The following is a 20,048-nucleotide window of genomic DNA, read 5'->3' as shown; positions in this document are numbered from 1 at the left end:
CGACTCGATGATGATTTTGTGTGACTTTCAAGTATGGCAACACGGGTCCGCCCCGGCGCATTCCCCGGCCTCCCGCCCGGCTCACCCCACCCGCTCCAGCCTGCTGAAACTGGCCCGGTAGGCGCTGGGGGTGAGGCCGGTGCGCCGCACCAGATGGGCCCGGAGCGAGTCCGCGCTGCCCAAGCCGCACGCCCCGGCGATCCGGTCCACGGCGAGCGTGGTGGTCTCCAGGAGCTCCTTGGCCCGCTCGATGCGCTGGTGCAGCAGCCACTGCAGCGGGCTGACCCCGCTCTCGGCGTGGAAGCGCCGGGTCAGGGTGCGCACGCTCACCCCCGCGTGCCGGGCCAGGTCGGTGAGGGTCAGCGGCTTGTCGAGGTTGCGCATCGCCCAGCCCCGGGTGTCGGCGCACACCACGCCCCGCTCGGCGGGCAGCGGGGTCTGGGTGAACTGGGTCTGCCCGCCCGGCCGCACCGGCGCCACCAGCGCGGCCCGCGCCACCTGGTTGGCGACGGCTGCCCCGTAGTCGGTACGGATCATGTGGAGGCACATGTCGATGCCCGCCGCGTAGCCGGAGGAGGTCATCACGTTGCCGTCCTCGACGTAGAGGACGTCGCCCTTGAGGTCGAGCGAGGGATAGCGGCTGCGCAGCTCCCCGGCCAGCTCCCAGTACGTGGTGGCGCTGCGCCCGTCGAGCAGCCCGGCCTCGGCGAGCACGAAGGCGCCGCTGCAGATGGAGGTGATCCGCCGCCCTTCGGCGGCGGCCCGCCGCACCGCGGCCACCGTGTCCGGGTCGACCTCGTACCGCTTCCCGGTCCCGGCGACCAGCACGGTGTCCGCCTCCGCCACGGCGTCCAGGCCCCGCCCCACCGACAGGTCGAGCCCGCCGGTGGTGGCGATCGGGCCCGGCCGGGGCGTGCAGACGGTGAGCTCGTAGCCCGGCGCCCCGTCGATCTCCACCTTGGCGAAGAGCAGCTCGGGGATGGCCAGGTTGAACATCGACACCGGCGACGGCGCGATCACCACCACGTGGTGGGGCCGCCAGGGCGCGGACGGCTCGACGGGTACGGCTCGCGGGGCGGACTTCATGGCCAGAACCTCCGGATGCATGGCATTCAGGCCACTACTGTAACCGGGGGCGGCCCGTCACGCTGAGGACATGTCACCGAACGCCGTACGCCAAGAGGCCACCGCCACCGCCCAGTTGGGGCCCGCACGCCCCGCCTCCGCCCCCGGCCTCACCCTGGCCGCCGCCCTGCTGGGCTTCGCCCTGATCACCCTGGACGCGTCCGTGGTGAACGTGGCGCTGCCCGCGATCGGCTCCGACCTCGGCGGCGGGATGACCGGGCTCCAGTGGGTGGTGGACGCCTACACCCTGGCGTTCGCCGCGCTGATGCTCTCGACCGGTGCCTTCGCCGACCGGATCGGCGCGGCCCGCGCCTACGCGCTGGGCACGGTCGTCTTCACCCTCGCCTCCGCCGCCTGCGGCCTGGCCCCGGACCTCGGCGTGCTCGTCGGCGCCCGGGTCGTCCAGGGCACGGCCGCCGCCGTGGTGCTGCCCGCCTCGCTCGCCCTGGTCCGCCAGGCGTACGCCGACCCGGCGCGGCGGGCCCGCGCGGTGGCGCTGTGGGCGGCCGGCGGCTCGGTCGCCGTGGCGCTCGGCCCGGTCGCGGGCGGCGCCCTCACCACCGCCTGGGACTGGCGCGGGATCTTCTTCATCAACCTCCCCCTCGGCCTCGCCGCCCTCGCCCTGACCGCCCGCGCGCCGCGCGCCGAGCGCCGCCGCACGCCCCTGGACCTGCCGGGCCAGCTGACGGCGGCCCTCGCCCTGGCCGCGCTCGCCTTCGCGGTGATCGAGTCCGGGCCGGTCCGCGTCGGGGCGGGCGCGGTGGCGCTGCTCGCGGGGGCCGCGTTCTGGCTGATCGAGTCGCGCGCGGCGCACCCGGTCGTCCCGCTCGGGCTGTTCCGTACGCCGACGGTGGCCGTCGCGGTCGCGGTGGGCTCGGCGGCGAGCGTGGCGTTCTACGGCGTGATCTTCGTCTTCAGCCTCTACTTCCAGCGGGTGCGGGGCGAGTCGGCGCTGGTGGCGGGGGTGATGTTCCTGCCGATGACCGCCCTGATCCCGGTCACCAACGTCCTCTCCGGCAAGCTCGCCAACCGCTACGGCGCGCGCCGCCCGATGCTGCTCGGCCAGCTGCTGGCGGTGGCGGGCCTGCTGCTCCTGCTCGTCGCCGACACCCGCACCCCCGTCCTGGTGGCCGCGTTCTTGATGGTGCCCCTCGCGCTCGGCTGCGCCCTGTCCATCCCGGCCCTGACCGCCGCGATGATGGAGGCGGTCCCGGCGGAGCGGGCGGGCCTGGCGGCCGGGGTGCTGAACGCGGGCCGCCAGGTGGCGGGCGCGCTGAGCGTGGCGCTGGCGGGGTCGCTGGTCGGCGAGGGCACCGGATTCGTCCCCGGGATGCGCACGACGCTGCTGGTGTCGGCGGCCCTGTTCGCCGCGACCGCGCTGGCCACCTGGCGGCTGACCGCCCCGGGCGTCCCCCGGCGCAACGGGTAGGTTCGGGAGCCGGGAACCCGCCCTTGACCCTCACACCGTGTCAGCCGGTGGAGTCGGAGCCATCATGTTCACCATCGGAGACTTCGCCCGGCACGGCCGTGTGTCGGTCCGGATGCTGCGCCACTACGACGCCACCGGACTGCTGCGCCCCGCCCATGTCGACCCCGCCACCGGCTACCGCTTCTACACGGCGGCCCAGCTGGCCCGGCTCAACCGCGTCATCGCCCTCAAGGACCTCGGCTTCACCCTCCTCCAGGTGCGCGAGATCCTGGACGAGAAGGTGGACACGGCGGAACTGCGCGGCATGCTGCGGCTGCGCCAGGCCGAGCTGGCGGCGGCGATCGAGACCGGGCGGGCGCGGCTGCGCCAGGTCGAGGCGAGGCTCCGGTCGATCGAGAGCGAGGGGCACATGCCCACCGACGACGTGGTCCTGAAGAGCGTCCCGGCGATCCGGGTCGCCGAACTGACCGGCACGGCCGAGAGCTTCGAGCCGGAGCACATCACGGCGGTGATCCGCCCCCTCTACCAGGAGCTGTTCCAGCGCCTGGCCGCGGCGGGCATCGCCCCGAGCGGCCCCGGCATCGCCTGGTACGAGGACGGGCCGCGGGGCGGCGGAGCGATCACGGTCCACGCGGGCGTCCAGGTCTCCGCGCCCCCCGGCCACCACGACGCGCTGCGCGTCCACGACCTGCCCGCCGTGGACCGGGCGGCGACGGCGGTCCACCGGGGGCCGATGTCCCAGGTCCTGACCACGGTCCAGACCCTGGCCCACTGGATCGAGGAGAACGGCTACCGCTCCACGGCGTACCCCAGGGAGGTCACCCTGGAGTGCCCGGAAGACGAAGCGGACTGGGTGACGGAGCTGCAGGAGCCGGTGGGGAAGGCATAGCGGAAGGGGCGGCGGGCCCGTCGGGGGCCGGGAGCCGGGCGGCCGGGCCCGGGCAGGTTCAGGAAACGGGCGGGGCGGCGGGCTCGTACCTGCCGTCCACCCGCCTCGGGACCCCCGCCCCCGGCCCCTCCCGCAGCTCCACCGGCAGCAGCGCCTGCGGCGTGTCCTGGTAGGTCACCGGACGCAGCCAGCGCTCCACGGCCGTCGACCCCACCGACGTGGAGGCCGAGGTGGTGGCGGGGTAGGGGCCTCCGTGGTGCTGGGCGGGCGCGACCGCCACCCCGGTCGGCCAGCCGTCCACCAGCACCCGTCCGGCGAGCGGGACCAGTTCGGCGAGGAGTCCGGCTCCCCCTCCGGCGCCCCCGGCCTCCGCGCGCGACAGGTGCAGCGTCGCCGTGAGGTTCCCCGGCAGCCGCGAGAGCACCTCGGTGACCTCGGCCGGGTGCGCGTAGCGCGCGACCACCGTCACCGGCCCGAAGCACTCCTCCAGGAGCAGGTCGTGCGGCCCCGCCGAGGCGAGCGCGGCGGCCCGTACGGTGAGGAACCCCGCGCTCACGGTGTGCGCGCCGCCCGCGCCGGGCGTCACGGGTGCCTCGACCCCGTCGAGCGCGGCCCGCTCGGCGACGCCGGTGACGAACGCGTCCCGCATCCGGTGGTCGAGCATCACCCCCGCCTCGGAGTCGCTGACCGCCGCCGTCAGCGCCTTGACCAGCGCGTCGCCCCCGGCCCCGGCGGGGGCGAGGACGAAGCCCGGCTTGGTGCAGAACTGGCCGACGCCCAGCGTCATCGACGCCGCGAGCCCGGCCCCGATCAGCTCGCCGCGCTCCTCGGCCGCCGCCTCGGTGACCACCACCGGGTTGAGGGAGCCCAGTTCGCCGTGGAAGGGGATCGGCACCGGCCGGGCCGCCGCCGCGTCGAAGAGGGCGCGCCCGCCGCGTACCGACCCGGTGAAGCCGGCGGCGGCGACCAGCGGATGGCGCACCAGCGCGAGCCCCGCCCCGAAGCCGTGGACCAGCGTCACCACGTCCTTGGGCAGTCCGGCCCGTTCGGCGGCCCGCCGCAGCAGCGCCGCGCACAGTTCGGCGGTGGCGGGGTGGTCGGGGTGCGCCTTGACCACGACGGGGCAGCCGGCCGCGAGCGCGCTGGCGGTGTCGCCGCCGGGGACGGAGAAGGCGAGCGGGAAGTTGGACGCCGCGTACACCGCGACGACGCCCAGTGCCACCTTCGTCCGCCGCAGGTCGGGCCAGGGCGGGGTGCGGTCCGCGTCGGCGTGGTCGATGCGCACGTCCAGGAAGGCGCCCTCGTCCACGACGTCCGCGAAGGCCCGCAACTGGGCGGTGGTGCGGGCGAGTTCACCGGTGAGCCGGACCGGGCCGAGGGCCGTCTCGGCGTCGGCGGCCTCCACCACGTGCCCGGCGGAGCCGTCGAGGAGGTCGGCGGCGGCGCGCAGCAGCGCGGCCCGGGCGCCCCGGTCGGCGAGCGCGCCGCGCGCCGCGCGGGCGGCCCGGACGGCCGCGTCCACCTCGTACTCGGTGGCCTCACAAGCGACTTCCTCGCGCGGCTTCCCGGTTCGGGGGTCGACGCTCCAGACTGGTGCTGCGCTCACGCGATGTCCTTCCGGGTACCGGTCCCGCCCGTGGTCCGGGAACGGGACCTCGCTGGCCGTCCTTGCCCGCACTGCTCCCCCACCAGGGTTTGTTCGGTATTCTGAACATTGTTCCTGCTGGTGAATATGCTGGACTCTATTGACGGGCGTTCTGCGTTGGCAAGACGCGCAGACGAGAAGGGGCGAGGTCGAATGTCGACTCCGGATACGGGCGGGGCCCAGGTCAAGTCCGCCGTGCGCACGGTGGAGCTGCTCGAATATTTCGCGGGACGCCCCGGAATGCACTCCCTGGCAGCCGTCCAGGAGGCCGTCGGCTATCCGAAGTCCAGCCTCTACATGCTGCTGCGCACCCTGGTCGAGCTCGGCTGGGTGGAGACCGACGCCACCGGCACGCGGTACGGCATCGGGGTGCGCGCCCTGCTCGTGGGCACCTCGTACATCGACGGCGACGAGGTCGTGGCCGCCGCCCGCCCCACCCTCGACCGGCTCTCCGACGACACCACGGAGACCATCCACCTCGCCCGCCTCGACGGCACCAACGTGGTCTATCTGGCCACCCGCCAGTCGCAGCACTATCTGCGCCCCTTCACCCGCGTCGGCCGCCGGCTGCCCGCGCACTCGACCTCGCTGGGCAAGGCGCTGCTCGCCACCCACAGCGACGAGCAGGTGCGCAAGCTGCTCCCGGAGACCCTCCAGCAGCTCACCGAGCACACCATCACCGACCGCGAGAAGCTGATCGAGGAGCTGCACCAGATCCGCGAGCAGGGGTACGCGGTGGACCGCGAGGAGAACACGCTGGGGCTGCGCTGCTTCGGCGTCGCCATCCCGTACCGCACCCCCGCGCGCGACGCCATCAGCTGCTCGGTCCCGGTGGCGCGGCTGACCCCGGCGCACGAGCAGATGGTCAAGGACGCCCTGTTCGACGCCCGCGACCGGCTGACACTGGCCACCCGTAGGCTCTGAGGCATGTCTTCGAACCCCGCGGCCCGGCCCCGTCCGTCCGTCGTCCTGCGCGAGGTGCGCGGCGGCGACCTGCCGTTGTTCTACGCGCAGATGAGCGACCCCGAGTCGGTGCGCATGGCGGCCTTCGGCCCCGAGGACCCGGCCGACCGGGCCCGCTTCGACGCGCACTGGGCCCGGATCCTCTCCTCCGACGCCGTCATCCGCACGGTGCTGGCCGACGGCGAGGTCGTCGGCCACGCGTCGGTGTACGGCCCGCCGGACGAGCGCGAGGTGACCTACTGGGTGGACCGCGCCCACTGGGGGCGCGGCGTCGCCACCGCCGCGCTCTCGGCGCTGGTCGCGCTCGTCCCGGTGCGCCCGCTGCACGCGCGCGCGGCGGCCGACAACACCGGCTCGATCCGGGTGCTCCAGAAGTGCGGCTTCGACATCGTCGGCCACGACCGGGGGTTCGCCCAGGCCCGGGGCCGGGAGATCGACGAGGTCGTCCTGCTGCTGGCGCCCTGACGCCGCCCGCCGAGGGGCCCGCCGGCAGATGAGAGCTTCCTGAGAAAACCGGCCATAGGGAACGAATGCCCTCATCCGGCTCGTCTTCTGTCCGGGATGAACAAAACGATCAGGCGCGCCTCGGTCTTCTGTCTGCTCATGGTGCTCGCCCTCCTCGGACGAGCCACCTATGTGCAGTTCTACAAAGGCCAGGCCCTCGCGGACGACAAGCTGAACCGGCGGAACACCATCGCGCTGTACGCGAACCCGCTCGGGGACATCATCGTGGCCGGGTCCCCGGTCACCGGATCGGAGAGGACGAAGAGCGGCGACCTCGCGTACAAACGCACCTACACCGACGGCGCCCTGTACTCGGCGGTGACCGGCTTCAGTTCACAGGTGTACGGGGCGACCCAGCTGGAGGGCATCTACAGCAAGGTGCTGGACGGCACCGACAGCCGGATGAAGGACCCGCTCTCGGCGCTCACCGGCGAGCGGGCGGCCGGCGGGAACGTGCTGACGACCATCGACCCGGCCGTGCAGAAGGCGGCCTACCAGGCGCTGGGCAAGAAGAAGGGCGCGGCCGTCGCCATCGACCCGAAGACCGGCCGGATCCTCGGCATGGTCTCCACCCCGTCGTACGACCCGTCGAAGATCGCCGGTTCCACCGACGGCGCCGCCTGGAAGGCGCTCAACGACGACCCGGACAAGCCGATGGTCAACCGGGCGATGCGGCAGCCGCTGCCGCCGGGCTCGACGTTCAAGCTGGTGGTGGCGGCAGCGGCGCTGGAGAACGGGCTGTACCCGTCGGTGGACGTGAAGACCGACAGCCCCAACCCGTACACCCTGCCGAACACCCGGACGGTGCTGACCAACGAGAACCCGTCCGCGCCCTGCGAGAACGCCACGATCCGCACGGCGCTGCAGTACTCCTGCAACAACGTCTTCGCGAAGATGGCGGACGGCCTCGGCCAGGACAAGGTCAGGGCCATGGCGGAGAAGCTCGGCTTCAACGACGCCAAGCAGGACGTGCCGGTGCGGGCGACGCCCAGCGTGTACCCCAAGGGCATGGACCGGGCGCAGACCGCGCTGACGGGCATCGGCCAGTTCGACGTGACCGCGACCCCGCTCCAGATGGCCATGGTGTCGGCCGCCATTGCCAACGACGGAGTCATGGCGGCGCCCCATATGGTCTCCAAGGTGACGGACGCCGACGGCGACACCCTCCAGTCGTACGAGGACGGCGACGACCGGCGGATCATGTCGGCGCGGACCGCGAGCCAGCTGCGCGGCGCGATGGTCACGGTCGTCGAGCAGGGCACCGGATCCAACGCCAAGGTCGACGGCGCCGAGGTCGGCGGCAAGACGGGCACCGCCCAGCACGGCGTGGGCAACTCCAAGACGCCGTACGCCTGGTTCACCTCGTACGCGAAGAGCTCCACCACCGGCAAGGAGGTGGCGGTCGCCGTCCTCATCGAGGACTCGGGCGCCGCCCGCTCGGAGGTCAGCGGCAACGGGCTCGCGGCGCCGGTCGCGCAGAAGATGATGCGGGCGGCCCTGGGCTCCGCGTAGGGCACGGCCGCCCGTGCGCCCAGGGCGTCCGCCCGATCCGTACGGGCGGCCTCAGCGGCGACATTGGCGCCGTGAACGAGATCGGGGAGAAGCGGAAGGGCCGGGCGCGGCCACTGGGGCGGGTGCTCGGCGACCGGGCGGCGCGGCTGTATCTGACCGGGGTGGTGGTCTCCGGCTTCGGCTCGTCGGCGATGTGGCTCACCGCCGGGATCTGGGCCAAGTCGCTGACCGGGTCCAGCACGACGGCGGCGCTCACGGTCTTCGCCCTGTGGGCGCCGACGCTGGTGGGCCCGGTGCTGGGCGCGGTGGCCGACCGGGTGCGGCGGCGCCCGCTGCTGGTGGGGAGCAACCTGGCGATGGCGGCCCTGCTCCTGCCGCTGCTCGCGGTGGACGGGGCGGGCCGCGTCTGGATCCTGTTCGCGGTGCTCCTGGTGTACGGGGCCAACGGCGTGGTCCAGGACGCCGCCGAGACCGCGCTGGTGGCGAAGGCCGTCGACCGGGAACTCCTCGCCGACTTCAACGGTCTGCGCATGACGGTCAACGAGGGCATGAAACTGGTGGCCCCGCTGGCCGGGGCCGGGATGTACGCGCGCTGGGGCGGGGCGGCGGTCGCGGCCCTGGACGCGGTGACGTTCCTGCTGGCGGCCGGGGTCTTCGCGCTGGTCCCGGTGCGGGAGGAGCGGCCCGGCGGCGCCCGGCGGGCGGGGACGGCCGAGGGCGCGCGGACGCTGTGGGCGTCGCCGGTGCTGCGGCCCCTGGTGCTCGCGGGCGGGGCCACCATGCTGTGCGCGGGCCTGAACGGGGCCGCGCTCTACGCGGTCGTCGACGAACGCCTGGGCCGCCCGCCCGCGTTCGCGGGGGTGCTGTACGCGGTGCAGGGCGTCGGGTCGGTGGCGGCGGGCCTGCTGGCCGGGCCGCTGCTGCGCAGACTGCCCGCGCGGACGTTCGCGGCGGCGGGCACCGCGCTCTTCGCCCTCTCGGTGGGCCTGCGGGCGCTGCCGTACGACGTGACGGCGCTGGCGGCCGGGGCGGGCATCGGGCTCGGGCTGCCTTGCGTACTGGTGGCGGCGCTGACGTCGGTGCAGCGGGAGGTGCCGGACGCCGTGCTCGGCCGCACGGCGGCGACGGCCGGCACCCTGCTGTTCGTGCCGAACGCGCTGGCGACGGGCCTGGGGGCGGCGCTGGTGGGATGGGTGGACGTACGGGTGCTGCTGCCGCTGGTGGGCGCGGGCGCGCTCGCCGTGGCGACGGCGCTGGCCCGCCCCGCGCCGGTGCGACGGGGGGCGTGAGTCGGCGCGGGTCGGCGGGGCCGGGGCGCGCCCCGGTGCTGCCCCGGTTCCGGCCCCGTCAGGTCAGCGCCCCCGACTTCCGGACCGCCGCCAGGTCCTCGTCCGAGGCCAGACCCGCGTGGTACAGGCGCAGTTCGGTCGCGCCCGCCGCCGCCGCCCGGTCGGCGTCCTCGGCGAGGGTGTGCGGGGTGCCGCCCAGGCCCGACACCACGGTGAGGTTGGCGGCCAGCACCCCGCCCGTCCGGGCCGCGTGGGGAGCGAAGGCGCCCAGCGCGTCCGTACGGCCGGAGGGGCAGGGCGCCACCACGCCGTCCGCGAGGGCGAACACTGCGGCCGGGTCCACGCCCGCGTTCGCCCCGCACCGGTGGACCCCCGGATCCGCGTGCAGCAGGACCCGGAACTCCGGCCCGGCGGCGGCCCGTACGGCCCCGACGACCTCTTCCTGGAACGTGCGGGCGACCGCCGCCCGGTGGCCCACGGTCGCCTCCAGGAGCGTCTCCCCGGCCGGGCCCGTCGTCGGCGCCCCGCGCCACACCGGCTCCAGCGCGGCCCGCACCCCCGCCGCCAACTGCTCGTCGTCCAGGCCCTCCTGGGCGTACCCGGACCGGCAGACGGCGCAGAAGCAGAGCGACATCAGATACTGGGCGGTGTCGTCGAGGCCGACGCCCGAGGTCTTGTCGTGGGCGTGCAGATGGGCCAGCCCGTACCAGCCGCAGGACTCCAGCTCGGTCCCGCGCGCCCCGGGCCGTACCGCCGCCTCGGCGGCCAGCGAGACCAGATGGGACCGGACCTCGGGGCGCGCCACGCACGGCGCCCACGGGTAGCGGTCGCCGTAGGCGTTGACCACCGAGGTGCCGGGGTGTTCCGCGCCGAGGCGGGAGTTGTGGGCGAGGACGACCCAGGAGTGGACGTCGAGTCCGGCCCGCGCCAGCGCCTCGGCGGCCTCGCCGTAGGCGTCGCCCAGGGCCCAGGATCCGGCGGGGTGGGGCCGCAGCTCCCGCCCCGACCAGCGCCGTTCGTCCGGCGGATAGAGGACCGCCGCGTACTCGGCGGTGACCACGCGGTGGCGCGGGTGGCGCGGGGTGAGGGCGCGGGTGGAGTGGTAGGCGGCGGCCAGCGTCACCTGGCGGACGCCGAGGTCCACCAGCCGCCCGGCGGCGGCCGGGTCGCCGACGACGTCCCAGGGGTAGAGGAACGCGGAGGCCCTCACGCGCCCGCCCCGGCAGCGGGGGCCGCGCCTTCGACCGCGCCCGGCCCGGAAGCGGGAGCCGCCCCGCCGGCACGGCCGTCGGCGAGCAGCGCCCGGCCCCGCTCGATCAGCGCGGCGAGCTGTTCGACGTGGGCCGGGTCGGGCTCGTTCAGCGGGGGCCGTACGTCGCCGACCTCCAGACCGGCCAGCCGCACTCCCGCCTTGACCAGCGAGACGGCGTATCCCCGGCCCTGGTTGCGCAGTTCGACGAGGGGGACGAAGAACCCGTCGAGCAGCAGGTTCACCGTGGCGTCGTCGCCGTGCGCCAGCGCCCGGTGGAAGGCGAGGGCGAGGTCGGGCGCGAAGCAGAAGACCGCCGAGGAGTAGAGGGTGACGCCGATGCCCCGGTAGGCGAGGGCGGTGAGTTCGGCGGTGGGCAGCCCGTTGAAGTACAGGAACTCCCGGCCGGGGAGCTCGCGGCGGACCGTGCTGACGGTGCGCTGCATCAGGTCGAGGTCGCCGATGCCGTCCTTGAGGCCGATCACGCCCTCGGTGCGGGCGAGTTCGACGACGGTCGCGGGGGTGAGGACCGCGTTGTCGCGCTGGTAGACGATGGTGTCGAGCGAGGTGGCGGCGGCGAGCTCGGTGTAGTGGCGCAGCAGTCCCTCCTGGTCGGCGGCGACCAGGTAGGGCGGCAGGGCGAGCAGCCCGTCGGCGCCCGCCTCCTCGGCCAGGCGCGCGTACTGGACCGCGAGGGCCGTCCCGTACCCCGCGCCCGCCACCACCGGCACCCGGCCGGCCGCCTCCGCCACCGCCGCGGCCACGCACTCCCGGAACTCCGCCGGGGTGAGCGCGTGGAACTCGCCGGTCCCGCAGCACGCGAAGACGGCCCCCGCACCGGCCTCGATCCCGCCCGCGACATGGGCGCGGAAGGCGTCGAGGTCGAGGGTGCCGTCCGGCCGGAAGGGGGTCACGGGGAAGAAGAGCAGACCGTCCAGTCGGGCGGCGAGCGGGGCGGGGTTCACGGGCGTCACGGGCGCTCCCTGAGCAAGGCGTCGTGTACAATTCTGATTGGCGTCCATATTTCTGAACATCGCCACGCTAAGGCAGCCGCGCGACGGCGGTCAAGGCGCCCGCCGCCGATCCGCCGGGCCGACACACGGCGCCCGCCCGCTCTTGACGGAGCGGAATCCAGCTCCCTAGCGTGTCCACGGATATGAATGGCGTCCACGCAAATGTCCGGCCCCGCGCCGGTCACCGCGCCCGCCCCTCCCGTACGCCCCGCCGCCCGCGCCCCGAGGAGACAGCCCATGCCCGCTCCCCGCACCGTCCTGCTCACCGGCGCGGCCGGTGGCCTCGGCACCCTGATGCGGGAGCTGCTCCCGGCGTACGGCTACGCGCTGCGCCTCCTCGACGTGCGGCCGGTCCCGGGCGCGCCGGAGGCGATCACCGCGGACCTCGCCGACCGGGACGCGCTGCGCGAGGCGGTCCGGGGCGTCGACGCGGTGCTCCACCTCGCGGGCATCTCGCTGGAGGCGTCCTTCGACAAGATCCTCCGGGCCAACATCGAGGGCACCCAGCACCTCTACGAGGCAGCCCGCCAAGAGGGCGTCGCGCGCGTGGTCTTCGCCTCCTCCAACCACGTGGTCGGCTTCACCCCGCGCCCGCGCGGGAAGGTGCCGCTGGCGCCGGACGAGCTGATCCCGGTCGACACCCTCCGCCGCCCGGACACCTTCTACGGCCTGTCCAAGGCGTTCGGCGAGGACCTGGCCCAGTTCTACTGGGACAAGCACGGCCTGGAGACCGTCTCGGTGCGGATCGGCTCCTGCTTCCCCGAGCCCACCTCGGTGCGGATGCTCTCCCTCTGGCTGAGCCCCGCCGACGGGGCCCGGCTCTTCCACGCGGCCCTGAGCGCCGAGGGCGTCGGCCACACCGTCGTCCACGGCTCCTCCGCCAACACCCGGCTGTGGTGGGACCTCGCCTCGGCGCGGGCGCTGGGGTACGAACCGCTGGACGACTCCGAGCGGTACGCCGCGAAACTCCTCGCCGAACAGGGCGAACCCGCCCCCGGGGACCCCGACGACACCTGGCTCGGCGGGCACTTCACCACCCGTCCGCCGCAGTGGCCGCACTGAATCCGGGATTCGCGGGACATTCAAGGAACCGTAAAGCGGCGCCGCTCGTTCCCGGGACATGACCGCAATGACACCTGGCTCGAACCTTCCGCTCCCGACCGCCCGAGTGGCGGTGGACGTCGCCGCCCCGGTGCGGCTCGACGTGTCGGGCCTGCTGCTCACCGCCGACGGCAAGGTGCGCTCCGACGACGACTTCATCTTCTACAACCAGCCGTCGGGCCCCGGTGTCACCTACCGGTCCGGCGGCGGCTCCGGGCCCGACTCGATCGTGGTGGACACGGCGGCCGTGCCGCCCGGCATCGAGAAGATCGTCGTCACCGCGAGCCCCGACGCGGCGGGCCAGACCTTCCAGGGCATCGAGCCCACGGCCACCCTGCGCAACGCCGACGACGGCAGCGTGATCGCCACCTTCACCCCGCCGGGCCTGGGCGGCGAGACCGCGCTGGTGGTCATGGAGGTCTATCTGCGCGGCGGCGCCTGGAAGGCCCGCGCGGTCGGCCAGGGGTACGCCAACGGGCTGGCGGGCATCGCCACCGACTTCGGCGTCACGGTGGAGGAGGAGCCGCAGGCCGCCGCCCCGGCACCCGCCGCGCCGCTCCAGCCCGCCCCCGTGGCCGCGCCGCCGATGCCCGCCGCTCCCCCGGCCGCCCCGCCCGCGCCCGCCGCCGCCCCCGGCAGCGGGAAGATCAACCTGGACAAGGGCCGGGTGAGCCTCCAGAAGAACCAGACGGTGTCGCTGGTCAAGGGCGGGCGCCCGCTGCTCTCCCAGGTCAAGATGGGGCTCGGCTGGGAGCCCGCGTTCCGCGGCAAGAGCATCGACCTGGACGCGTCGGTGATCGCCTACGGCCCGCAGCGCAACCACCTGGACAGCTGCTACTTCGGCAAGCTCTCCATCCTGGGCGGCGCCGTCAAGCACTCCGGCGACAACCTCACGGGCGAGGGCGCGGGCGACGACGAGGTGATCGTCGTCGACCTGGGCCGCCTCCCGGCCGAGGCGACGGGCCTGGTCTTCACGGTGAACTCGTTCTCCGGCCAGAAGTTCACCGAGGTCGCCAAGGCGTACTGCCGGCTGATCGACGCCGCGACCGGCGAGGAGCTGGTCCGCTTCGACCTCACCGGCGCCGAGCCGCAGACCGGCGTGATGATGGCGAAGCTGATCCGCCAGTTCTCCGGCGAGTGGGAGATGACGGCGCTGGGGAACTTCGTGAAGTCCCGGACCGTGCGCGGCATGGTGAAGCCGTCGGCCGAGGCGCTCTGACCTCCGCGGGACCGCCCCGGCCGGCCCAGGCCCGCCGCCCGCCCCGCGCGGTGCGGCGGGCCTCGCGCGTACCGGGACCGGCCCTCGGCGCGCCCCGGCACCCGGGCTCCCGCGTACGGGGACGGCGTCGGCTCACTCGTGAAACTGGAGGAACTCCACAACAGGCGAGGGACAAAACACTCCCCTCCGACCCTGCCGCGCGACCGTTCCCGCCTGGCAGGGTCGAGGTCATGAGTGATCAAGAAGAGGTACTGGTGACCGGGCTCGGCGCGATCACCCCCGTGGGCATCGACACCGCGTCCACCTGGTCCGGACTGCTGAGCGGCCGGTCCGGGGCCACCCTGCTCACCGAGGAGTGGGCGGCCGGGCTGCCGGTCTCGGTCGCCGCCGGGCTGCCCGTCGACCCGGCGTCCCTGCTGGACCGGGTGGAGGCCCGCCGGCTTGATCGATGTGAACAACTGGCGCTGATCGGCTCCCGCGAGGCATGGCGGGACGCGGGCGCCCCGGAGGTGGCGCCGGAGCGGCTGGCCGTGGTGATCGGCACCGGCACCGGCGGCGTCCTGACCACGCTGGGCCAGGACGACACCTATGAGAAGAGCGGCGCCCGCAGGCTCTCCCCGTACGCGGTCCCCATGCTGATGCCCAACGGCCCGGCCGCCTGGGTCTCCATGGACCTCGGCGCGCGGGGCGGGGCGCGCACCCCGGTGAGCGCCTGCGCGTCCGGGGCCGAGGCCGTCGCGATGGGGCTCGACCTGATCCGCGCGGGCCGGGCGGACGTGGTGGTCGCGGGCGGCACGGAGGCGTGTCTGCACCCGTTCACGCTGGCCGCGTTCGCGCAGATGAAGGCGCTGTCGCCGCGGGAGAGCGACCCCGAGGCGGCGTCCCGGCCGTTCGACGCGGACCGCAGCGGATTCGTGATGGGCGAGGGCGCGGGCGTACTGGTCCTGGAGCGCGCCTCGTTCGCGCGGGCGCGGAAGGCGCGGGTGTACGGGGCGGTGGCGGGCGCGGCCGTCACGTCCAGCGCCGACCACATCACCGCCTCCGACGTGGCCGGGCAGGTGCGGGCGATCGAGTCGGCCCTGGCGGACGCGCGGCTGGGGGCCGCCGACATCGGCGTGGTCCACGCCCACGCCACCTCGACGCCGTCCGGTGACCTCGCCGAGGCGCAGGCGGTGGCGCGGGCGATCGGCACGCATCCGGTGGTCACCGCCACCAAGTCGATGACCGGCCACATGCTCGGCGCCTCCGGCGCGGTCGGCGCGATGGCGGCGCTGCTCGCCCTGTACGAGGGCACCGTCCCGGCCACCCGCAATCTGGAGCGGCTCGACCCGGAGGTCGCCCTCGACGTGGTGGCGGGCGAGAACCGCACCGGCGCGTGGGACGCGGCCCTGGCCAACTCCTTCGGGTTCGGCGGCCACAACGTGAGCCTGGTGCTGACCCGGGCCTGATCGCCCGGCCTCGCGCGAGGGCCCGCCCGGCCCCGGTCCGGGCGCCGGGCGGCGGGGGTCCCCGCGCCGGTGGGGAGGCGTACTGGACGCGCCGATCTCCCGCACCCCACAGTGTGGTCCGGCCCACCGTTCGGACGCGCAACCGACCGGCGCGCCGCCTGCGTCGCACATGGTGACGGCAGAGGGACTTGGGGCTGGAGGCGGGGTGCGGGAGATCGGCGGGTACCGGCTCGTCGCGCTGCTCGGCGAGGGCGGGATGGGCCAGGTGCACCTCGCCCGGTCCGCGTCCGGGCGGCTGGTGGCGCTGAAGACGGTCCACCCCCGGCTGGCGGCGGATCCGCGGTTCCGCGAGCGGTTCCGCCGGGAGGTGGCGGCGGCGCGGGCCGTGGACGGGCCGTACACCGCCGGGGTGCTGGCGGCCGACCCGGAGGCGGAGCCGCCGTGGCTGGCCCAGGCGTACTGCGCGGGCCCGTCCCTCGCCGAGGCCGTCTCCGCGCTCGGGCCGCTCAGCGCGCCCCAACTGGCCGCCCTGGGCGCCCTGTTGGCGGAGGCGCTGACCACCGTGCACCGCGCGCGGCTGGTCCACCGCGACCTCAAGCCCGCCCATGTGATCGTCACCCGGGACGGGCCCAAGGTCATCGACTTCGGGATCGCCAAGGGCGTCGGTGAGGGCGACGCCCTCACCGGCAGCGGCGAGATCGTCGGCTCCCCCGGGTTCATCGCGCCCGAGCAGCTGGCCCGGGACGCCGAACCGGGCCCGCCCGCCGATGTGTTCGCGCTCGGCGCCCTGCTGGCGCTCTGCGTCACCGGCCGCAATCCGTTCGGCGCGGGCAGCGCCCCCGAGGTCCTCCACCGCACCCTGCACGAGGAGCCGGACCTGGACGGGCTGCCGGGGCCCGAGTGGCGGGAGTTCCTCGGCCGGTGCCTGGCCCGCGACCCGGCCGACCGGCCCACCGCGGCCGAGGTCCTCACCTGGTGCGCCGCGCGTGGCGAGCCCACGCCGTGGTGGGAGGAGGAGCAGGTCACCGCCCTGATCCGGCGGCACGAGGAGGCCACCGACGAGCTGATCGAGGCGGGGCCCGCCCCCGAGGAGCCCCCGGGCGGGGAGAACGGCCCGGCCCCGGGCGCCTCCCGGCGGCGCTTCCTGTTCTGGTCGGCCTCGGGCGCCGTCGCCGCGGCCGGGGTCTCGGCGGCCGTGGCGCTCGACGGGGACGGCGGCCGGGCCGCCGCGGCCCCGGCCCGGACAGCGGCCCGGCCGCGCGGCCGGACGCTGTGGACGCGGGAGCTCGGCGCCACCCAGTACGGCGGCTCCCTGCTGCGCCACGGCGACGCCCTCTACGTCCACGACACCGCCTCCCTGACCCGGCTGGACCCGGCGACCGGCGCGGTCCGCTGGCAGCGGGACGCCCGGGACACGGGCCAGGTCGTGCCGGACGGCGCGGACACCGTCCACGTCGTGCGCACCGCGCTCGGCATGGCCCCGACCCTGGCCGCCCTCGACGCGGCCACCGGCGATGTCCGCTGGGAGACCCGCGGCGCCGTCCCGGACGGACTGCGCCCGCGCACCTCGCCGCTGCCGGGAACCGCCGAACTCGACGGCACCCGCGCGGTGCTGGCGACCGGGGACGGTGTGGTCTGCCTGGTCACGTACGCGTCGTACGACCAGTGGTCGCTGCGCACCGAGGGGCGCAAGCCCTGGCGGGCCTACGGCTACGACGCGGCCACCGGGCGCGGGCTCTGGTACCACGAGGGGACCTCGGGCGCGGTGACCGCGCTGCGGTACGCGGGCGGCCGGTTCGCGATCGCCGCCTCCGCCCACGGCGGCCCGGACGGCTCCGGGCGGCCCGACCCGCGCTCGCGCGAGCCCCTGTTCGTCCTGCGGGCCGCCGACGGCGGCCAGGAGGCGGCCATACCCGGCGGCGCGGCCCGCCCCGACGCCCACCCCGGCGCCTCGGGCACCGGCTACTTCGCGCTCGGCCAGGCGGTCGGCGCCGTGGAGCTGGCGACCGGGACCACCCTCTGGTCCCGGGGCGTCACCGACTCCGTCTCGGTGACCCCGAGGGCCACCGGCGGCCTGGTGCACGCCGGTTCGTACGCCGAGATCAGCGCCCTGGACGCGGCCACCGGCCGGACCCGCTGGCTGCGCACGGACGTGGCCCGGCTGGGCGGGGACGCCGAGGAGCCGCCGCTGCTCGCGGACGGACGGCTCTACGCCACCGGCCCGGAGCCGGGCACCGACCAGCCCGCCCTGGGCGGGCCGAAGTGGGGCGTGCACGCCCTGGACCCGGCGACGGGCGAGACGGCGTGGGCCGCGCCCTTCACGGGCACCGGCGAGCTGCGCGCCGCCGCCGGGGGCTCCCTGGTGCACGTCTTCGTCGGTACGGTCCTCACCACGTTCCACGGCCCGGACGGCCCGGTGTGAGCGACCCGCTGCTTCCCGGCGACCCCCGCGCGCTGGGCGGGATCCGGCTGCTGGGCAGGCTGGGCGCGGGCGGCATGGGGCAGGTGTACCTGGGGCGCACGCCCGGCGGGCGCCTGGTGGCGGTGAAGACCGTCCACGCCCACCTCGCGGACGACCCGCACTACCGGGAGCGGTTCCGGCGCGAGGCGGCGGCGGCCCGGGCGGTGACCGGCGCGCACACGGCGGCCGTCCTGGACGCCGACCCGGACTCCGCGGTGCCGTGGCTGGCGACGGCGTTCCTGCCGGGCGTGACGCTGAGCCGGGCGGTGGCCCGGAGCGGCGCCCTGCGCCCGGCGGCGGTACGGGCGCTCGGCTCGGCCCTCGCCGAGGCCCTCACCCGGATCCACGCGGCGGGCCTGGTCCACCGCGACCTCAAACCCTCCAACGTGCTGGTGACGGCGGACGGGCCGCGGGTCATCGACTTCGGCATCGCCCGCGCGGTGGGGCGCGGCGGCCTCACCGAGGCGGGCTCGACGCTGGGCACCCCGGGCTATCTTGCACCCGAACTCATCGCCGGGGACGGGCCGCCGGCCACGGCCGCCGCCGATGTGTTCGCCCTGGGCGCGGTGCTGGCGTACGCGGCGACCGGCCGCGATCCTTTCGGCACCGGCGCGGTGGCGGTCCTGCTGTTCCGGGCCGTCCACGAGGAGCCGGACCTGGCCGGTGTCTCGCGCACGGCGGGACTGCGCGACGTGGTGGCGCGCTGCCTGGACAAGGACCCCGCGTCCCGGCCGACCGTGCGGACCGTGCTGCGGGCGCTGCGCGACCCCCGGCCGCCGCTGTGGTGGCGCGAGGAGCCGGTGCGCTCGCTGGTCCTCACCGACGAGCCGGTCCCGGAGCCCGCCGACGCTCCCCCGCCCGCCGGGACCGGGCCGCCGCCCGCGGCCTCGGAGACCGGACACCGCCGCGAGACGGCCCGGCGCGGGCTGCTGCTGGCCGGCGGGGCGGGACTGGCCGGGCTGTTCGCGTACGCGGTGCTGCGGCCCTCGCACCCGGGCCCGGAGTCCGGGACGGGCCGGCGGCCGGTGGTGCGCGCCGGGCGGGACGGGACCCGCTGGACCCTGGAGCCCGGCCCCGGGGCGGTGCGGGCGATGCTGGCGACGGGGTCCTCGCTGCTGGTCCACGGCACCGACTCGGCATCCCCGGCCACCGGTGTGGTGGAGGCGCGGGCTGCCGGGGACGGCGCGGTCGGCTGGCGGCGGGCGTCCGACGGGGTCGGCGGCCGGTGGGGGGTGTCCGGCCCGCTGCTGCTGGCGCCGGACCTGGGGCTGCCCGCCGTCCGCCTGTCCGACGGCGCCCTGCGGCTGGCGCCTCCGCGCCCCGCCTCCGTGCCCGGCTGGTTCACCTCGGCGGGCGGGCTGCTGATCGGCTCGTACGCCGCCACGTCCACCACCAGCGCCGTGCGGGCCCTGGACCCGGCGACCGGCCGGGTGCGCTGGAGCCGTCCGCCTGGCCCGGCCACCGCGCCGCCCGCCGTGCTCGGCGGGGCCCTGCTGCTGGCCCCCGCGCCCGGCCAGTACGGTCCGGTGGTCTGCGCGGGCGTGGCGGACGGGGTGACGCGCTGGACGTACGCGCCGACCGGGGCCGACGGGGCGGTGCTCGCGCTGTGTGCGTCGGCGGACCGGTTCGCGCTGCTCACCACGGCGGGCCGGGTGGTGCTGCTCGGGGCCGGGGACGGGCAAGTGGTCAAGGGCGGGGGCCAGTTGGAGGGGGTGGGGCTGCCGGCGGGCGCGACCGCGCTCGCCCCGGTGGCGGGCACCCTGCTGCTGGCCGCCGGGGACCGGCTGTACGGGTTCGCGCCCGACGACGTGCGCCGCCGCTGGTCGCGGCCGACCGTCGGTCTGGACGTGAGCTGGCCCGGACGGCTCGGCGGGGCCCGCGCGCCGGTGACCGGCGGCGGCCTGCTGCTGCACTGGCGCGACGCGGACACCCTGGAGGCGCTGGCGGCGGCGAGCGGCCGGGTCCGCTGGAGCGCGCGGGTGGGCGGCGGGGTCGCCCAGCTCCCGCCGGTGGTGGCGGGCCCCACGGTGTACGCGGCGGCGGGCGCCGTCTGCACCGCCCTGCGCCTGGCCGACGGCCGCGCCCGGACGGCCCGCACGCTCCCGGACCGGGTGAGCGGGCTCGCGGCGGACGCGACGGGCTGGTACGCCCGTATCGGCACGGAGGCGATACGGGCGTACGACGGGCCGGTCTGACGGGCG

Annotated in this window: 15 protein-coding genes; 11 read left to right on the top strand and 4 right to left on the bottom strand. The window is 75.8% G+C overall.

What is annotated here, in order from left to right; all coding sequences use genetic code 11:
- Positions 1–81: 81 nt before the first annotated feature.
- Positions 82–996, bottom strand: a complete 915-nt coding sequence (locus tag AB5J87_RS26815) for a GlxA family transcriptional regulator (protein WP_369383682.1) — start codon at positions 994–996, stop codon at positions 82–84.
- Between the two features lie 160 nt (positions 997–1,156).
- On the opposite strand from AB5J87_RS26815, the gene AB5J87_RS26810 reads away from it, so the two are divergent.
- The gene (locus tag AB5J87_RS26810; protein WP_369380012.1) at positions 1,157–2,554 is read left to right on the top strand and encodes an MFS transporter; all 1,398 of its coding nucleotides are present in this window, start codon (positions 1,157–1,159) and stop codon (positions 2,552–2,554) included.
- A 64-nt stretch (positions 2,555–2,618) separates the two neighbouring features.
- On the top strand, positions 2,619–3,443 hold the full coding sequence (locus tag AB5J87_RS26805; RefSeq protein ID WP_369380011.1) for a MerR family transcriptional regulator: 825 nt from the start codon (positions 2,619–2,621) through the stop codon (positions 3,441–3,443).
- A 58-nt stretch (positions 3,444–3,501) separates the two neighbouring features.
- On the opposite strand, the gene AB5J87_RS26800 is transcribed toward AB5J87_RS26805, so the two are convergent.
- Positions 3,502–5,049, bottom strand: coding sequence for an aldehyde dehydrogenase (NADP(+)) (locus AB5J87_RS26800; RefSeq protein ID WP_369380010.1), 1,548 nt, complete (start codon positions 5,047–5,049; stop codon positions 3,502–3,504).
- Between the two features lie 192 nt (positions 5,050–5,241).
- Between AB5J87_RS26800 and AB5J87_RS26795 the strand changes: the two genes are divergently transcribed.
- From AB5J87_RS26795 to AB5J87_RS26780, 4 genes are all read left to right on the top strand, one after another.
- Positions 5,242–6,012: an IclR family transcriptional regulator gene (locus AB5J87_RS26795; RefSeq protein ID WP_369380009.1), complete on the top strand. Its 771-nt coding sequence runs from the start codon at positions 5,242–5,244 to the stop codon at positions 6,010–6,012.
- A gap of 3 nt (positions 6,013–6,015) precedes the next feature.
- Positions 6,016–6,516 carry a GNAT family N-acetyltransferase gene (locus AB5J87_RS26790; protein ID WP_369380008.1) on the top strand — a complete coding sequence of 167 codons (501 nt, stop codon included), beginning with the start codon at positions 6,016–6,018 and terminating at the stop codon, positions 6,514–6,516.
- Positions 6,517–6,612: 96 nt separating this feature from the next.
- Positions 6,613–8,067, top strand: coding sequence for a peptidoglycan D,D-transpeptidase FtsI family protein (locus tag AB5J87_RS26785; protein ID WP_369380006.1), 1,455 nt, complete (start codon positions 6,613–6,615; stop codon positions 8,065–8,067).
- 71 nt (positions 8,068–8,138) lie between these two features.
- Positions 8,139–9,356: an MFS transporter gene (locus AB5J87_RS26780; RefSeq protein ID WP_369380005.1), complete on the top strand. Its 1,218-nt coding sequence runs from the start codon at positions 8,139–8,141 to the stop codon at positions 9,354–9,356.
- Between the two features lie 58 nt (positions 9,357–9,414).
- Here the strand turns inward: AB5J87_RS26780 and AB5J87_RS26775 are convergent, their stop codons facing one another.
- The gene (locus AB5J87_RS26775; RefSeq protein ID WP_369380003.1) at positions 9,415–10,566 is read right to left on the bottom strand and encodes a hypothetical protein; all 1,152 of its coding nucleotides are present in this window, start codon (positions 10,564–10,566) and stop codon (positions 9,415–9,417) included.
- Positions 10,563–11,570 (bottom strand): 5-dehydro-4-deoxyglucarate dehydratase, encoded by a 1,008-nt coding sequence (locus tag AB5J87_RS26770; RefSeq protein ID WP_369383681.1) that lies wholly within the window; start codon positions 11,568–11,570, stop codon positions 10,563–10,565. Before AB5J87_RS26770 ends, AB5J87_RS26775 begins: the two co-directional genes overlap by 4 nt.
- 285 nt (positions 11,571–11,855) lie before the next feature.
- On the opposite strand from AB5J87_RS26770, the gene AB5J87_RS26765 reads away from it, so the two are divergent.
- The 5 genes from AB5J87_RS26765 to AB5J87_RS26745 all read left to right on the top strand — a co-directional run bounded on the left by AB5J87_RS26765 (position 11,856) and on the right by AB5J87_RS26745 (position 20,042).
- Positions 11,856–12,680 (top strand): NAD-dependent epimerase/dehydratase family protein, encoded by an 825-nt coding sequence (locus tag AB5J87_RS26765; protein ID WP_369380001.1) that lies wholly within the window; start codon positions 11,856–11,858, stop codon positions 12,678–12,680.
- Positions 12,681–12,747: 67 nt separating this feature from the next.
- Positions 12,748–13,938 carry a TerD family protein gene (locus AB5J87_RS26760; RefSeq protein WP_369379999.1) on the top strand — a complete coding sequence of 397 codons (1,191 nt, stop codon included), beginning with the start codon at positions 12,748–12,750 and terminating at the stop codon, positions 13,936–13,938.
- 230 nt (positions 13,939–14,168) lie between these two features.
- Positions 14,169–15,386 (top strand): beta-ketoacyl synthase, encoded by a 1,218-nt coding sequence (locus tag AB5J87_RS26755; RefSeq protein ID WP_369379998.1) that lies wholly within the window; start codon positions 14,169–14,171, stop codon positions 15,384–15,386.
- 205 nt (positions 15,387–15,591) lie between these two features.
- The gene (locus tag AB5J87_RS26750) at positions 15,592–17,808 is read left to right on the top strand and encodes a PQQ-binding-like beta-propeller repeat protein (RefSeq protein ID WP_369379996.1); all 2,217 of its coding nucleotides are present in this window, start codon (positions 15,592–15,594) and stop codon (positions 17,806–17,808) included.
- Positions 17,805–20,042 (top strand): protein kinase, encoded by a 2,238-nt coding sequence (locus AB5J87_RS26745; RefSeq protein ID WP_369379993.1) that lies wholly within the window; start codon positions 17,805–17,807, stop codon positions 20,040–20,042. Before AB5J87_RS26750 ends, AB5J87_RS26745 begins: the two co-directional genes overlap by 4 nt.
- Positions 20,043–20,048: the final 6 nt, after the last annotated feature.

The sequence above is a fragment of the Streptomyces sp. cg36 genome (genome assembly GCF_041080675.1).
GTDB lineage: Bacteria > Actinomycetota > Actinomycetes > Streptomycetales > Streptomycetaceae > Streptomyces.
This window is presented reverse-complemented; position numbering and strand designations above follow the sequence as displayed.